At 67.4% G+C, this 14964-nt stretch carries 13 protein-coding genes, 2 tRNA genes and 1 pseudogene; 7 read left to right on the forward strand and 9 right to left on the reverse strand.

Translation table 11 applies throughout. The features are described 5' to 3' along the window. The first annotated feature begins 125 nt into the window (after positions 1-125). Positions 126-1304 (forward strand): IS701 family transposase, encoded by a 1179-nt coding sequence (locus tag Acy02nite_RS45235; RefSeq protein ID WP_203756150.1) that lies wholly within the window; start codon positions 126-128, stop codon positions 1302-1304. Positions 1305-1889: 585 nt separating this feature from the next. On the opposite strand, the gene Acy02nite_RS45240 is transcribed toward Acy02nite_RS45235, so the two are convergent. The 4 genes from Acy02nite_RS45240 to Acy02nite_RS45255 all read right to left on the reverse strand — a co-directional run bounded on the left by Acy02nite_RS45240 (position 1890) and on the right by Acy02nite_RS45255 (position 3388). Then, complete coding sequence (locus Acy02nite_RS45240) at positions 1890-2027, reverse strand: hypothetical protein (RefSeq protein ID WP_203756165.1); 138 nt, start codon at positions 2025-2027, stop codon at positions 1890-1892. A 238-nt stretch (positions 2028-2265) separates the two neighbouring features. Then, positions 2266-2451, reverse strand: coding sequence for a hypothetical protein (locus tag Acy02nite_RS45245; protein WP_203756167.1), 186 nt, complete (start codon positions 2449-2451; stop codon positions 2266-2268). Between the two features lie 2 nt (positions 2452-2453). Continuing rightward, the gene (locus Acy02nite_RS45250; protein ID WP_203756169.1) at positions 2454-3065 is read right to left on the reverse strand and encodes a DUF6346 domain-containing protein; all 612 of its coding nucleotides are present in this window, start codon (positions 3063-3065) and stop codon (positions 2454-2456) included. Beyond that, positions 3062-3388 (reverse strand): hypothetical protein, encoded by a 327-nt coding sequence (locus Acy02nite_RS45255; protein ID WP_203756171.1) that lies wholly within the window; start codon positions 3386-3388, stop codon positions 3062-3064. Before Acy02nite_RS45255 ends, Acy02nite_RS45250 begins: the two co-directional genes overlap by 4 nt. Before the next feature lie 18 nt (positions 3389-3406). On the opposite strand from Acy02nite_RS45255, the gene Acy02nite_RS45260 reads away from it, so the two are divergent. Continuing rightward, positions 3407-3479: transfer RNA gene (locus Acy02nite_RS45260), tRNA-Val, on the forward strand. Between the two features lie 2 nt (positions 3480-3481). Further along, positions 3482-3552: transfer RNA gene (locus Acy02nite_RS45265), tRNA-His, on the forward strand. Positions 3553-3693: 141 nt separating this feature from the next. Here the strand turns inward: Acy02nite_RS45265 and Acy02nite_RS45270 are convergent. After that, positions 3694-4164: an RICIN domain-containing protein gene (locus tag Acy02nite_RS45270; protein WP_203756173.1), complete on the reverse strand. Its 471-nt coding sequence runs from the start codon at positions 4162-4164 to the stop codon at positions 3694-3696. A 125-nt stretch (positions 4165-4289) separates the two neighbouring features. Here Acy02nite_RS45270 and Acy02nite_RS45275 point away from each other — a divergent pair, with 125 nt between their 5' ends. Then, positions 4290-7295: an AfsR/SARP family transcriptional regulator gene (locus tag Acy02nite_RS45275; protein ID WP_203756175.1), complete on the forward strand. Its 3006-nt coding sequence runs from the start codon at positions 4290-4292 to the stop codon at positions 7293-7295. An 18-nt stretch (positions 7296-7313) separates the two neighbouring features. On the opposite strand, the pseudogene Acy02nite_RS45280 reads toward Acy02nite_RS45275, so the two are convergent. Further along, positions 7314-7592: pseudogene (locus Acy02nite_RS45280) on the reverse strand (helix-turn-helix domain-containing protein); the annotation flags it as partial. Between the two features lie 403 nt (positions 7593-7995). On the opposite strand from Acy02nite_RS45280, the gene Acy02nite_RS45285 reads away from it, so the two are divergent. Then, positions 7996-9048, forward strand: a complete 1053-nt coding sequence (locus Acy02nite_RS45285) for an IS110 family RNA-guided transposase (protein WP_203756177.1) — start codon at positions 7996-7998, stop codon at positions 9046-9048. Between the two features lie 378 nt (positions 9049-9426). Next, on the forward strand, positions 9427-9894 hold the full coding sequence (locus Acy02nite_RS45290) for a DUF6650 family protein (RefSeq protein ID WP_203756180.1): 468 nt from the start codon (positions 9427-9429) through the stop codon (positions 9892-9894). Positions 9895-10351: 457 nt separating this feature from the next. On the opposite strand, the gene Acy02nite_RS45295 is transcribed toward Acy02nite_RS45290, so the two are convergent. Next, positions 10352-11425 carry an IS110 family RNA-guided transposase gene (locus Acy02nite_RS45295; RefSeq protein ID WP_203756183.1) on the reverse strand — a complete coding sequence of 358 codons (1074 nt, stop codon included), beginning with the start codon at positions 11423-11425 and terminating at the stop codon, positions 10352-10354. 476 nt (positions 11426-11901) lie between these two features. After that, on the reverse strand, positions 11902-13041 hold the full coding sequence (locus tag Acy02nite_RS45300; protein WP_203756186.1) for a serine hydrolase domain-containing protein: 1140 nt from the start codon (positions 13039-13041) through the stop codon (positions 11902-11904). 361 nt (positions 13042-13402) lie between these two features. Between Acy02nite_RS45300 and Acy02nite_RS45305 the strand changes: the two genes are divergently transcribed. Then, positions 13403-13969 (forward strand): hypothetical protein, encoded by a 567-nt coding sequence (locus Acy02nite_RS45305; protein ID WP_203756188.1) that lies wholly within the window; start codon positions 13403-13405, stop codon positions 13967-13969. A 299-nt stretch (positions 13970-14268) separates the two neighbouring features. Here Acy02nite_RS45305 and Acy02nite_RS45310 read toward each other — a convergent pair whose 3' ends face one another. Beyond that, positions 14269-14460, reverse strand: coding sequence for a hypothetical protein (locus tag Acy02nite_RS45310; protein ID WP_203756190.1), 192 nt, complete (start codon positions 14458-14460; stop codon positions 14269-14271). Between the last annotated feature and the right edge of the window lie 504 nt (positions 14461-14964).

The raw sequence follows: 14964 nt of genomic DNA on the forward strand, positions 1-14964 counted from the left end.
GCGGGTCCAAACCGCCTGGCTATCCGGACGCTCCGTGGCACAAGCTCTACTCGGCTAATACTGCAACGGCAGCTGTGATTCATGTTCGCGCGTGCCCGGCTGACGCTCTCGAGCGTTAGTCGGGCGTGGTTTATGTTGACGTCGAGGTCTGGCGTGATGAGCTGGACGGTTTGCTGGGCCGGATCGGGCCGCGTTTCAGCAGGTCGGAGCCGCGGGAGCGGGTCCGTCGCTATGTTCGCGGTTTGGTCGCTGGGCTGGAACGCAAGAACGGCTGGACGCTGGCCGAGCATGCCGGCGAGTCAAGTCCGGACGGGATGCAGCGCCTGCTGCGCCGCGCTGACTGGGACATCGACGCGGTCCGCGATGACATCCGCGACTACGTGGTGGACCGGCTCGGGCACACCGGGGCAGTGCTGGTCGCCGACGACACCGGCTTCATCAAGAAAGGCGTCAAGTCCGCCGGGGTGCAACGGCAGTACACCGGCACCAGCGGCAAGACCGACAACTGCCAGATCGGCACGTTCCTGGCCTACGTCGCCCCGGCCGGACATGCACTGATCGACCGTCACTTGTATCTGCCGCAGTCCTGGATCATCGACCGTCAACGCTGCGACGCCGCGGGGATCCCCGACGACGCGCCGTTGCTGACCAAGCCACGGATCGCGATCCAGATGCTGCAACGCGCTATCGACGCGCGGGTGCCGTTCACATGGTTCACCGCCGATGAGGCGTTCGGGCAGGTCAAGTACCTGCGCACCTGGCTGCAGGAACGCGACGTGTTCCACGTCATGGCGACTCGCTGCAACGACGAGGTGTCCGCGCACGACATCGGGCACGGCCGGGCCGACGAGATCATCGCCGGACTGCCGGAGCGGGCGTGGCGGCGGCTGTCCTGCGGTGACGGCGCGCACGGCCCGCGGCTTTACGACTGGGTCCGAGTGCCGATCGTCGAGCAGTGGGCACCCGCGCGGGGCCACTGGCTGCTCGCCCGGCGCAGCATCAGCGACCCGACCGAGATCGCCTACTACATCTGCTACGCCCACCGGCAGACCAGCCTGAACATGCTGGTCTGGGTCGCCGGGCGCCGCTGGCCGGTCGAGGAATGCTTCAAACAGGCCAAGCAGGAGACCGGTCTGGACGACTACCAGGTCCGCACCTGGCGCGGCTGGTATGCCCACATCACCTTGTCGATGCTCGCCCTGGCCTGGCTGGCCGCGGTCCGCGCCGCCGAGCAGCAAAAAGGGGCACCTACGCCGACCGCGAGCAGCTCGTGCCGATCAGTGTCCCCGAAGCCCGCCGGCTGATAGCCGCGCTGCTGCACGACCACCAACCGGACAACGACCACACCACCGCCTGGTCACGCTTCCGCCGCCGGCGGCAATGGCAAGCCCAGCAATGCCAATGGCGAAGAAGATCAAAATAGGTGCCGTTGCAGTACTAACCCCGGGCTCGCGCTGCCTCGACGCCGTACCTGCCGACGCCCGACCGGGCAAACCCGAAACCACCGGGGCCAGAGGCCCCATTGCGTGGGTGGACAGCCCCCGGCCCCTCACCGCAGCGTACTGGCCCACCACAGCAACGGCCTCGGCCTAGCCTGCCGATCCGCGGACCGCAGCGCAGCACGCAAACCACCTCTATCGACCGCACTGAACTCTCCCGCAACTAAGAAGTGGTCGACGGCATCCGAACGCTCGACAGAACACGCGGAGAGCACTCCGGAAGCGAGGGAGAGGTCACAGGAGCAAACGCAGTAAAGAGGTCACACTGGACAGCGCTATTGAGCTGCACAAACGTGCTCTTCGACGCTGTTGAGCGCTGTTCATGGAGCACTCCTGTGTGAACGTAGTCCGCTCAAGCCGCTGACCAGTACAAATACCAGTCAGGCCTGGTCAGACGACGCCACCCGACGCTACTGAACGCCGTTCGACGCCGCTGAGCGCGGCCAGTGACCACCCCTCCTGCTCCCAGCCGATCACCCGGTTCGGGGAGCAGTGCCGCACGACCCCCGCCAGAAACGCCGAATTCATCGCCACTCTGCTCCCCGCAACCAACAAGAAAGATGCTGAGCAGCATAAACACACTCGACGACACCTCGGCGGAGAGCAACGCGCGGGAGCACAAGACCGCCCGAAGACGCGTGCTCAGCCGGCACTGGCGCACCGTCGGCGCCAACGGCTTTACGCGGCACACCGATGATCTATGCGGAGAACACGGCACCTAGACGCGACGTGCCAGCTGATCCGAGCCGACGTTCCAACTTGCAGGTCATGGCTCGGTCACCTGGCCGGCGGTGTCCACGACGGTGAAGATGTGCATCTTCGACAGGGCCTTGATCTCGGACTTGTAGCCGACCAGAACGGTCCGGTCGCCCAGCCTCTCCTGCGTCACGGTGCATCCGTCGGCGACGAGCCATTCCTGGAGCCCCTGCAGGTACCCGTTCACATCAGACATCGCTACTTTTTCGCCGTCTTTCTCTGCCACCACTGATTGAAAACGAGATATCGCGGTGCCCCGAGCACCGTCGCGAGAAGATAGAAGCATGCCGACACCAGCATGAGGAAGATCAGGACTCGGCCGAGCATACGAACAACGCCTTCATAGATCTGCCAGCCGGCACCGACGGCCTTGCCATAGGAGCAGGCAGCGCCGGGCTTCTCACCGCACGCCTCCCAGAGGTCGACAGTGCGGCCGACGTCCTCCTTCGAGACGATTGACCGGTCTACCACCGCCTCGACGTCACCCCGGTCGGCGGTCGCCACCCGGACGTGGCAGACCCACCAGTAGCCCAGCCCCATGGTGCTGAGCGGCCCGGCCCGCTGGCAGCTCTCGACGCTCGCCCGGACCGGCCGTTCGTCCGGGCCTCGCGCACCGATCGAGCCGGTGCCTGGGTAGAAGGTCGACAGCGTAGCGAGGACGAACGTCGACACGTAGGCCAGGGCCACCATGCCGATGGCCTGCGTCAGCTTGACGAGACGCCAACCGACCGGACTTCGCCGTTGCCAGGCCGAGCGCTCCCGGGCCTCGAAGCCCCAGGAGCGCTCGCCATCTTCGGTGTCACCTGTCAATCGAATGCTCCTCCCGCAAAACCCCCGACGATCTGGATGGGAGTCGTCACCGGATTGAACGATGGAATGAAGTTATTCTCCGCCAGACCATTCCAGTCGTCCCTACTGGTAGGGGCTACCGATCCGACCGCACCACCGCAGAGGCCTCCGAGTGAGAACCCGCCTTTCACCGCCAGACGCACCGTGTCGACGAGCATCCCCCCGTGTGCCATGAAACTGCCACCGGCTTTGGCCGCCTCTCTCCCCCATGAATCGGCGCTACCGCCGATGAACTTCACCATCGCCTTCGGTGAGAGCCGTGCGGCGGCCGCCGGAACATCCATGAGCGAGAACACTCCTTCGCTTGATTAGCTCAGCGGAACGAGCGCCCCGCCCACACCGGGGAGGCCGGAGGTTCGACTCCTCCATCAGGCACTGCGGTCGTAGCTCAGTGGTAGAGCGCCACGTCGTGTCCCTGGATGCGCCGGTTCAACTCCGGCCGATCGCCCTGTGGGAGCGCGGACGGTGGAGAGTCGGGGCCGGCTGTAACCCGGTCGCATGCGCTGAGTGGGGGCCCGCTCGCGATCCGGCTCGACCGGAATCGTGAGCGGGCCCGCACGGATTCTTCACCCGTGCCGTTGACCACTGGCTAGACCTTGGCCCATTTCTGGCCCTCGATGCTGGTGTTGCAGGCTTCGGCCACCACGGCCTGCCGGCCGACGTAGGGACTGCCCCGCAGACACAGCTTGGTCTTGTTGTTCTGCCACCAGCCGTAGCCGGCGGAGCTGACCCGCGTGCGGTACCAACGCTGGTACTCGCCACCGTTGCAGGCGATCGCGTAGACCCGGCCCGACGCGTTGGCGTCGAGGCAGCGGCCGGTCTGCCGGTTCTTCAGGTAGTACAGGTCCGTTGCGATGTTCTGGATGTCCCAGTCCTGGTAGTAGCCGCTATTGCACTCCAGTGTGTAGACGTCGCCGTTGGCATCGCTGTCGATGCAGTAGTTCGAGCCCAGGTTCACGTAACCGCCGTAGTTCGCGGCCTGCGCGGGCGACGAGATGCCGACGATGCCGGCGACCATCACGGCGAGCGCGACGGCGGCCCGTTTCACGAAATTGCGCACTTGTGACTCTCTCCCGTTCGTACGAACATGTGCGGGCCCACTGTGCGTAACCCGGGTTGTCGAACCGTTGTCGGCAGGAACGGGGGCGACAACAAGAGCGCGATGGGCCCAGAATGATCCACATCATGATGCGACTCCGGCTGACCGGTGCGGTGGAGTTGATCGCGGATGGGCGGATCCTTGACATTGGGCCACCGCAGCGGCGGTGTGTGCTCGCCGCGCTGGCGGTCGACACCGGCCGCGCGGTGACCTCTGAGGCTCTCGTGGCCCGGGTGTGGGGCGACGAGGCGCCCGACCGTGCCGTGCGTTCCCTGCACGCCCACGTGACACGGCTCCGGAAAACGCTGGGCGAGGCCGGTGATCCCGCGGTTCAGCTGGTCCGGGATCCGGCCGGCTACCGCCTGACGCTCGCCCCGGAGCAGGTCGACCTGCTCGAGTTCCATCGGCTCAGCCGGTCGGCGGCCGAGCAGACGACGAGCGGTGATCGGCTGGCCGGTCTGCGCAACGCCGTGGACCTGTGGCTCGGTGAGCCATTGGCGGGGCTCTCCGGCGAGTGGGCCGACCGGACCCGGTCGCGTTGGCTGCTGGCGTACCGGGACACCGTGATCGCCTGGGCCGCCGCCGAGGTCCTCAACGGCGATCCGCAGCGCCCCATCGGGCCCCTCACCGATCTGATGACCGAGCATCCGCTGGCCGAGCCGCTGTGTGCGGTGCTGATGCGGTCTCTGCGCGGTTGCGGCCGGCCGGCGGAAGCGCTGGCGCTGTACGCCGGGTTCCGGGAGCGGCTGGCCGAGGAACTGGGCACCGAGCCGGGCGCCGAGCTGCGGAACCTGCACCGCGAGATCCTGCGTGATGAGTGGGAGCCCGCACCGTCCGCACCGCCACCCGCCCGGACGCCGGCCCAGCTTCCGCCGGATGTCCGGGGCTTCACCGGCCGCCGAACCGAACTGGACCAGCTCGACGCCATCCTTTCTGCCGGCGACCATCATCCCCGCGCGCTGCCGATCCTGCTGATCTCCGGGACACCGGGCGTCGGCAAGACCGCCCTCGGCGTGCACTGGGCGCACCGGGTGCGCGATCGGTTCCCGGACGGGCAGCTCTACGTCAATATGCGCGGGTACGACCCCGACCAGCCGCTCACCCCGCTGGACGCGCTGGCACGCTGCCTCACCGCGCTCGGGCGCACATCGCAGGACCTGCCGCTCGATCTGGACGACCGGGCCGCCCTCTACCGGACCGAGTTGGCCGGCCGGCGCCTCCTGGTCGTGCTCGACAACGCCTCCACGGTCGACCAGGTCCGGGCCCTGCTTCCCGGCACGGCCGGCTGCGCCGTTCTGGTCACCAGCCGCGACGCGCTCGCCGGTCTGGTGGCGGTGGACGGCGCCCACCGGGTCGCGCTGCAGCTGCTGCCATCCGACGATGCGCGTGATCTTGTCCGTACGCTGATCGGGGATCGGGCCGACGCGGAGCCGGAAGCGGTGTCCTCCCTGATCGGGTTCTGCGCGCACCTGCCGCTTGCCCTGCGTGTCGCCGCCGAGCTGATCCTGGCCCGTCCCGGGTCGACGACCCTGGCCGACTTCACCGCTGAGCTCCAGGACCGGCGCCGTCGGCTGCGTCGTCTCCACGGTGCCGGTGACGTGCGGGCGAGCGTCACCACCGTCTTCTCCTGGTCGCTTGAGCAGTTGCCCGCCGAGGCCGTCCGCCTGTTCCGCCTGCTGGGCGCCCAGCCCTGCCCGGCGATCGGGGTACGGGCCGCGGCTGCGCTCGTCGGCCTCGAGAACGACCAGGCCCGGGACCTGCTCGACGTGCTGACCCGAGCGCACCTCATCACCGCCACCGATCACGGCCGCTTCGGAATGCACGACCTGCTCCGGGCCTATGCGTTCGACCTGTGCGCCCCGGCCGAGGTCGAAGCCGGGCTCGGCCGCCTCTTCGAGCACGTCCTGACCACGACCGTCACCATGCTGAACCGGCTTTACTCGCCGCTCGGCCCGGCTGCCGAGGCGGACGCGGTGGCGGCGAAGGCCTGGCTGGACGAGGAGCGGGACACCATCATCGTCGTCGCCGGTCATGCCGCCCTGCACCACCGGCCGGACATCACCATCAGCCTGGCCGATCACCTGTTCCCCTATCTGGTGCGGACGTACCCAGTGGAGGCGATGACCCTGTTCCAGCACGCCCGGCAGGCCGCTGACCGGCTCAGCGACAAGCCGGCCCAGGCCTGGGCCGAGTTCGGGATCGGCGCCGCAGCCGCGAACTCCGCCGAAGGCCTGCCGCGGGCGGTCGAGCACCTCCGGGAAGCCGTACGACGTCTCGAGACGCTCGACGACCCGGCTCGTACCTCACGGGCCCTGAACGGCCTCGCCATCGCACTGACCCGATCCGGACAGGTTCCCGAGGCCCTGGACCACTGGCAGCACGCCCTCGACCTGGCCCGCGCCGCCGGGGCAGCACCGGCGATCACCCGCGTCCTCAACAGCATGAGCAACGCGGAACGCTACCTCGGCCGGTTCTACGACGCCCTGGCCCACCTCGAGGAGAGCCGGCGGATCAACGAGACCACCGGCAATTTCGCCAGCCTCGGGATGACCGAACACAGCTTCGGGCTCGTCCACCTCGCACTCAGCCGCTACGACCTGGCCGTGGAGCACTTCGAGCGGGCCGTCCACCACCAGCGACGCACGGCCGACCACGCCTCCGAGGCGCTGACGCTCACCGGCATGGGCGTCGCTCACGCCCGCCTGCACGACTTCGAGACGGCAAGCGACCTGCTCGACCAGTCCTTGCAGATCCTGCGCCAGGCCGGCCTCAAGGAGGGCATCGCCAACGTGCGCACCGGCATGGGCGAGGTGGCCATGCTGTCCGGGAACCCGGCCGAGGCGATCCACCGCTACAAGGAATCCCTGGCCGCCCCCTTCGACTCCCTGACGTCGATCGCGGAGGCCCACGCCGGACTCGGCCGGGCCTACCGGGCCCTGGATGACCGGGCGACCGCGAGAGTCCACTTCGAACAGGCTCTGAGCGGCTATACCACCATGGGGTCGAGCTACGGCGCTGACACGGTCCGCGCCGAACTGGCCGCCCTAGACTCCGGTGCCATCCCGCCACCCCCGGCCTACATTTCGCTCTGACCATCGCCGCCCCGCTGACACACGACAGAGGCCGGGGTCGAGGTCGTCGGCGGTGGCGAGCAGGTTGATGGCCTCGCGGACGTACCGCCAGGCCGTCGTCACTCCGACCTCGAATCCGCAGGCCAGACGGGCCAGGGTGTCACCGTTACGCAGGTGGGCCAGGGCGAGCAGCGCTTGCCGGCCGGGATCGAGGCGACGCCACCGGGACCTGCGCTGGTCACGGTGGGCCCGGATGAGGCCGGCGAGGTGGTTCAGGCTGCGAGTGGACAACGGAATCGCGGCAGGGTAAGACAGCACGGCGAGGCTCCCGGTTGGGGCATCGGATCTTGGTCGACTGCTGTCTTACCGGGAGCCTCGTCCTATGTCGACTTCCGGCCGCCGCTACCCACCGTGACCTGCTCAGGCAGGATGAAAATGGCTGTGAAACTCGGTGTTGGCCGGCCTGGGGTTGGCTGGCAGGGTCGGCGTCATGATCGCGACCGGGTGTGGCTCATGAAAATGGTGGCCCCGCGGGGTGCCCTTATTGAGATCTGCCCATCCGGTCGGTGGTCGGGCGTCGGCCCTGCCCTGTCTCGGTGGCTTGATCAGAAGCTTGCCCGACCCGTTGCAGCGGATCGTGGCTCATCACAGTCCTGCCTCGAGAGCACCATTCCTGGGCCGACGCCGTCACGACGTCTCCCCGGGAAGGCAATACGCCGCAATGGCTATCGTTGCAGAACAGTACGACTTCGTCGTCGGCGTGGACACCCACGCCGCCTCTCACACCCTCGCCCTGATCACGGCCGGCACCGGCGCGGTCAACCAGCAGGCACAGTTCCCGACCAGCCCGGCCGGGCTGCGCCGTGCCGCCGGCTGGATCCAACGCCACACCCAGAACGCGGCGACGCTGATCGTCATCGACGGCGCCGGCTCCTACGGCGCCACCTTCACCGAGCAACTCGTCGCGGCCGGATCGACCGTCGCTGAGGCACCCGAGATCCCGGCCACCACCCGGCGCCACCACGGCAAGAACGACACCCTGGACGCCGTGGCGATGGCCCAGGCCGCGCGCAGCCTGGAGATCGACCACCTGTGCTGGCCGCGGCAGGCCGGCGATCGCACCGCTCTGCGAGTCCTGACAGCAGCGCGCGATCAGATGAGCGGCGAGCGCACCCGCGCCGTCAACGCGCTGACCGCGTTGCTGCGCACAGTCGATCTCGGTATCGACGCTCGCCGGGCCTTGACCAGCACGACCATCGCGGCCTGGCGAACTCGGAACGACGGCACCACGCTGGTCATCTGCCGCGCCGAGGCCATCCGGCTGGCCCGGCGCATCCGCGCTCTCGACGCCGAACTCGCCGCCAACCACACAGCACTGCATCGAGCCGTCACCGCGCAAGCGCCGCAGCTCCTCGACCTGCCCGGTGTCGGCGCTGTCGTCGCTGCCACCGTCCTGCTGGCCTGGTCACATCCGGGACGTGTCCGCTCCGAAGCGGCCTTCGCTGCCCTGGCCGGTGTGTCTCCTCTGCCGGCTTCATCAGGCAATACCACCCGCTACCGGCTCAATCGCGGCGGCGACCGGCGCCTGAACCGAGCGCTCTACACCGTCGCGCTGGTCCGCATGGGCCACGATCCCCGCACCCGCGACTACGTCGCCCGCCGCACCAGCGAGGGCCGAGCCAAACGCGAGATCATGCGCAGCCTCAAGCGCTACATCAGCAGGCAACTCTTCCGGACCTTGCAAGGCGCGAATCCGACCCCCAGCACCACTTGACAGCTATAGAAGCATCTCAATGTTGCAGCCCAGGCTGCGTCTGAGTTTCTTGGAAGCCGGGCGATGTACTCTTCTGCCGCCGATAGGGCGCGCCGGGCCGCCGGACTCGAACCGGCTCATCCCAGACTGCTCGGGTGCTCAGCGTCAGTATGGCGCACGTTCCCATCCGCTTTCGGCCGGCGCTCAAGCCGGAGAGCGGCTGCCGTAGCGGTAGTCGTGCGAGTGGCTTCGCATGCTTACCTGCCGCTGAAAGCTCGCGTAGCTGCCCGTGCACGGCAACGGACGGCGGGGCCGTCACGCAGGTCCGGAGATGGACCAACGCGCGCTCGTGCCGATCAGAGAAGAACGATCATGGCTGATATTTGGCATGCTCTACCCATGTCATATCGACTCACAGGTGTGTCGGCGTTCAATTTCGGTGCCGAGTGGGAGCGCGTCCCAGGTGATGAGGATGTTGCGTCACGGGTGATGATCTTTTTGGCTGATCGTCGCCTCCTGTTCGGTGATCGGCACCACGAGGACGAACTCGAGTGTGTGGGCTCTGCTCAGGAGATCCGAAGGTTCTTGACGCAGGAAATTTCTGCCGCGAAACCGGGCAAATCTCTCAGCCAGCGGCTGTCGCTGCTCCGTGAGGCTGCTCGCAGTTTCGTTGACAGAGCCGGTCCGAGGGCGCGGGAGTTCCACCACGACAGCCTTCGATTCGGGCTTGCCTTGGGAGATCTTCGAACCGCCTTCGCGTTGCACCTGGCTGCCATCGCCGAGGAGTTCGATCTCGAACTGGAATACGAACTCGCTCGGCTGGTATTCCCAGAAGGCTCCGAGGCGCCGGAGTCAGACGAACTTTAGCGTTTGGCCTGCTGACTGGTGACGCCGGGAGGTGCACTTACCTGCATGCGTTGGTGGTTGTCCAGGTCGATTTTGGTGTTGTTTAGTTGCTGTGGCCCGTGATGCATCGCCTCGCTGGGCGTTGAGCGAGTGGTGATGGGGCGGCGGGTTGTGTCCTGGTCGGGCGGCTCCGGTGTGCGGTGTTTGCTCGCGGGCGGTGCGGGTGGTGGCAAGGTGGCAGCCAGACTTACCTTTGGCCGTCGGACGGGTGTGGTCGTGTCCGCGACATGATGATTGATCGGGTGGCCCTCTTGCTGGGTGCGGCCGCTCATTCTCTCTGGGCCGTCCGCGGTCACCGCCCGGATGCGGGCGGTGGTGGTGCGGTCTGACAGTGCGTCGAGGGAGCTGGCCGCGATTGGTGCCCGTCATCGTGATGTCGGGCTGGCCGGTCCTTGCCGGTCCGGGTCCCGTGATCGCTTCAGCGGGCGATGGTGGTGGGTGCGGCTGGTTGAGCGACGATGGTGAACGCGTCGTCGCCGAGGCCGGTCAGGATGTGGGTGGCGTGCCGGACGATCCGGCGGGCCTGTGACAGGCAGGCCCGGTTCGCGTCGTAGCGGTCTTTGACCTGGGTGTAGTAGTCGTAGCCGGGCGCGCACGAGCGGGCGGAGGTCTTGGCGGCTTCGAACAGCAGCCAGCGCAGCACCTCCGGGCCCTGCCGGGAGAGCCGGCCGGGACTGCGTTTGCCGTCGGAGGAATGCACAGTGATGTCCAGGCCGACGAACCGGACCGCCTTACGTGCGGACGAGAACCGGTCCGCGCCGCCGAGCCAGGCGCACAACGCCAGGGAGCTGAGCGGGCCGACACCGTAGATCTCGTGCATCAACGCCCGGGCGCCCTGGAGACCACGGGCACTGGACAACAGTCGTCGTCGCAGCCGGTCGAGGTGATCGGCGAGCACATCCATGACCGCCAGGGCCGTGTTGACCTGCAGCCGGCCGGAGATCGACAGCTGCTCGTCGATGATCGCCTGCAGCCGGGCCCGGTCACCGCGGACGATGCCCGCCTGCCCGGGCGCGGTGGTGCCCTGATGGAAGCAGACCGCCTGGATCCGCTGCACCCAGCCGGTGTGCTGGGCCCGCAGGTCCTGGTAGAGCTCGAGCATCGCCCGGTACTCCAGGACCTGCGACGGCGGGATGTAGCACTCCGGTAGCCGATCGGCCGCGAGTAGTTCCCGGAGCAGTTTCGCGTCGGCTTTGTCGGTCTTGGCCCGCCGTTTCGGCCCGCGTAACACCGAGGTGTCGGCCGGCTCGGCCAGATGCGCGATCACACCGGCCTTGGCCATTTCCTCGGCGATGTACCGCCAGCCGGTGCAGCCTTCCATCGCGAACGCCACCGGCCCGGCCGTGGCCGGGTCGAACCGGGTCAGCCAGCCGGCCAGGTGTTCCCGGTCGGCCGGGGCGATCCGGCCGCGTTCCCATTTCCCGTTCTGCTCGTCGACCCAGTCGAATGTCAGCTGCTTCCGGTGGATGTCCAAGCCGCCTACGATCGACATTCGGGACCCTCCTCAAGCTCCGTGACCCTCGATGTCCAACGCAGAAACCTGCGTCTGAGCTGAGGAGGCCCTCCGAAGCCGTCAGGGGCAATACCCCGAACGGAGTACACCTCGCCTCAACCCACCGACCGCAACCGGCCGATGCATGTCATCTCTTCTGCCGCGATGTGCGGCGTGGTAGCTGGGCCGGTCAGCGGCGGTGCTGCGGCCGGTTCATTCGTTTCTCCGCGAGGACATAGCGGCCGGTGTTTGGCGATCGGGTGGTTGAGGTACGGGTTCGCCGCCTGTACCGGAAGCCTTCTTCTGGTCGCCGACTCGGGTGGATGCTGCTGGCTGGGATACTGCGTTCGACGCGCTGGTCAGCCTTTCCACGGTGGGGTCAGTGTTCTCCGGAGCCACGTCCGCTCGGCGTCCCGTTGGACGTATCGTCGTCCTCGCCCATATGGGCATCACTTCACCTGTACAGCGGCGGCTTTCTAGTCTTCGATGCCCTCGAAGACGAGCTGCGCTAGAGCGGCGATCGAGGGCTTGGGCTCGACGTCGCCCCATGGTGTCATCGACACGGTCAACTGCCGGCCGCCGTGCTCGGCTACCCATGTCTCGGTCCAATAGGCACCCATGAAGTCCCCCCGGTGGCCCCACACCCGGGTGCCGCCTGGAAGCACCCGCGTCATCACACCGAGCCCGTAGTCGTAGTCGACCGTCGTCGGCCAAGAGGTGAGCATCTGCCGTTGTTCGGCGGGGCGCACCAGCCGGCCGCCGACCAAGGCCCGGAAGAACACGTTGAGGTTGTGAGCGGTGGAAACAATCTCGCCGGCGGCACCTGCCACCGACGGGTTGTAGACGCTGACATCGACCGGGTCGGCGCTGCCGGGAACGTAGCCGTGCGGGTGTGGAGCGTGCATACGCGGGTCGGTGCCCGGGACCGCCGTCCGGTCAAGTCCGAGCGGACACAACACCCGGCGGCGGATCTCCGCGCCGTATCGCGTACCGGTGACACGCTCGATCACCATGCCGAGCACCAGGAAGTTGGTGTTCGCATACCGCCAGCCAGACCCGGGTTCGAACAGCAGTGGCCGATCACCGACGAACGCCACGAGGTCCTGCGGCTTCCAGGTGTGAAACCGCATCCGCTCCACACCGCCCGCACTCTCGTAAATCGCCGCGAACGCGTCTGTCCTGGAGTAGTCGTGCAGACCACTGGTGTGCTGCAGCAGGTGACGAAGCGTGATCCGGTCGCCGCCCGGCAGGAATCCGGGCAGCCATCGCTGCACGGTGTCGTCGAGACCGAGCCGCCTCTCCCCAGCGAGCTGCAGCACCACCGTGGCCACGAACGGCTTCGTGATGCTGCCGGCCCGCACCGTCCCACCGTGCGGCATGGGTTGCCCGGTGCCCATCTGGGCGGCGCCGCTCGTACCCGTCCACACTCTCGCCCGGTCGTGGACCTCCGCGAGCACCCCGACCGCCCCGGCGGTGACCATGCCGTCCAGCGTCGTCTGCCACGCCCCAGGCGCCGTCTGCGACCTGCTCGCGGCGACGGCACGACCTGGTGCCGCGAGGATCCCGGCAGCCCCGACCGCACCGGCGATCTTCAGCATTCCTCGACGAGTGACCATTTCCGGCCTCCATTCCAAAGGGATGCCGGAAAGCTACGGTGCGCGCGGCCACTGGCGGATCAGTCTGCGGATGCAATCCGGCGCGGCCTTCATCCCAGCGATGTACTCGACCATGTCTCAGCCGCACACGATCGCCGTCCGCTGACAGAAACACCGGTGGATGCCCAAGCCCACCCATCCGCCGCTGATCTTGACCGCCCAGTGGTGCCGTTAGCCGCTCCGGAGCAGGTTCACGCTGCGTACAAATGATCACGAGGCGACCTGAGTACCGGTGCGCGGATCCGCCGACTTCAGTGCGTTGCAACAGCAGTCAGCCGTGGGTCGACTGATGATTGCTTACCGTGCGGCTACGCTGCAGGCCATGTCGGCAACAGAGGAGCAGGTATTCGGCGCGGTGGTCCGACGGATCGCCGCCGGTGGGTACATCGACGAGGTGCCAACCAGTCGGCTGGAGCCGCTTCGACCCGCTGCGCCTGCCGCGGTTGCCGAGGCCGAGGAACTGGCCGGCCAGTCGCTGCCGTCGCTACTGCGCCGGCTGTACCTGGAGGTCGGCAATGGCGGCTTCGGCCCGGGTTACGGTCTGCTCGGCCTCCGGGGCGGGCATCGAGCCGGTGGCCTTGACGCGTTGACCGGCCTCAAGGGTGGCGTCCTGATTCTGTGCGATTGGGGTTGCGGCATCAGCAGCGAGCTTGACCTCGCCACGGGGCAGATCTGGGGTTCCGACCCGAATCCGGCTCCGGACGGCGTGTCTTGCGCGTTCCCGCAGCACATGACGATCGTTGACTGGTTCTCCAAGTGGGTCGAGGGCACGTTGCGCCAGCCGTGGCTGGTGCAGGATTCGACGACCGGCGAGTGGCGCGGTGCAACCGACACCGAGTACGCGGAGATGATCGAGGAAGCGTTTGGCTCCACCGGTCCGGTGAACTGACCCCGAATGCTGGGGCGGTCGCGTGTCGGCATCCCGACGCTGAACAAGCGGCTCGGCTCGATCTGCCGGCCACACATGCTCATGCCGCGGACAAGTCGCACTTCGCCGCCCTAACTCATCACCGTGTGTGAGCGGCGTGCTGGCCGGCGACAGTGTCGCCCCAACCTACAGAAGAGGTGGCGCCCGAACTCTCGAACATAGAAATTGGTGAGAACTCGCTGGTGCCGAAGCTCAGCGACATCTGGCTCCGGAACTCGGCTCTGGCGCAAGAAGTGTGATTAATCTTGATCGGCTCGATCTCAGCGGCGATCCGTGATGGCAGCCTCGAGACGCAGGCCGACGCCGACGGTGACCAGCATCCCGGCGAAGAGGTAGCCCTTGGCTGGTGTGCTGTCAGTCGCGAGGCCAACGATAGCGATCAGGAAACCGATGACCAGGGCAATGGTCCCGAGAATCCGGGCAGTGTCGACTCGTCGTTCCCGCGCATCCATAGACGGCACCGTACGGGTGTGACCGATGAGCGGTGTATCGGGGATCATCGATCACGCTTCTTGCGCCAGAGCCCGGAACTCACGAACAAAACCAAGCGGGGAACCACGGGTAAACGATGACGAGTCGATCGAGGTCAGCTGGTTCAATCCGGACGCATTGCCGGAACTGGACTCGCTGTCGAAGCTGCGGATTGAAACGACGCTCACCGCCTTTGCCCCGGCGTGGTTTTCCAGGCCTGGTGAAGGGCCTCTCGCGCTCGACCACCTTCAGAACGGTGGCACGCCGGCGGACAGGCCACTCCGCCGAACGCACTGATCTGCCGCTGGTCGCGCGCGGCGGCGCTGCCGGGCCGTCACGGTCTGTATGCAGCTCGTCCAGGACAGCGTACGCGGATCTGTCGGTGATCGCGTCGTCGGCTACTGCCGAGCGGAAGCTGTCAGCGTCGAGCGCTGCCTACACGGAGACGGTTCCCGTCCGGATCTTTCAGGTGGACCTCGCGCCCC

It is taken from the genome of Actinoplanes cyaneus, from assembly GCF_016862095.1.
In the GTDB taxonomy this organism is placed as follows: Bacteria; Actinomycetota; Actinomycetes; order Mycobacteriales; family Micromonosporaceae; genus Actinoplanes; species Actinoplanes cyaneus.

Coding starts and splice junctions, on each gene's coding strand:
- Acy02nite_RS45305 (WP_203756188.1), top strand. CDS start 13,403: ATGTCGGCAACAGAGGAGCAGGTATTCGGCGCGGTGGTCCGACGGATC.
- Acy02nite_RS45285 (WP_203756177.1), top strand. CDS start 7,996: ATGGCTATCGTTGCAGAACAGTACGACTTCGTCGTCGGCGTGGACACC.
- Acy02nite_RS45275 (WP_203756175.1), top strand. CDS start 4,290: ATGATGCGACTCCGGCTGACCGGTGCGGTGGAGTTGATCGCGGATGGG.
- Acy02nite_RS45240 (WP_203756165.1), bottom strand. CDS start 2,027: ATGAATTCGGCGTTTCTGGCGGGGGTCGTGCGGCACTGCTCCCCGAAC.
- Acy02nite_RS45290 (WP_203756180.1), top strand. CDS start 9,427: ATGTCATATCGACTCACAGGTGTGTCGGCGTTCAATTTCGGTGCCGAG.
- Acy02nite_RS45255 (WP_203756171.1), bottom strand. CDS start 3,388: ATGGATGTTCCGGCGGCCGCCGCACGGCTCTCACCGAAGGCGATGGTG.
- Acy02nite_RS45245 (WP_203756167.1), bottom strand. CDS start 2,451: ATGTCTGATGTGAACGGGTACCTGCAGGGGCTCCAGGAATGGCTCGTC.
- Acy02nite_RS45300 (WP_203756186.1), bottom strand. CDS start 13,041: ATGGTCACTCGTCGAGGAATGCTGAAGATCGCCGGTGCGGTCGGGGCT.
- Acy02nite_RS45295 (WP_203756183.1), bottom strand. CDS start 11,425: ATGTCGATCGTAGGCGGCTTGGACATCCACCGGAAGCAGCTGACATTC.
- Acy02nite_RS45310 (WP_203756190.1), bottom strand. CDS start 14,460: ATGGATGCGCGGGAACGACGAGTCGACACTGCCCGGATTCTCGGGACC.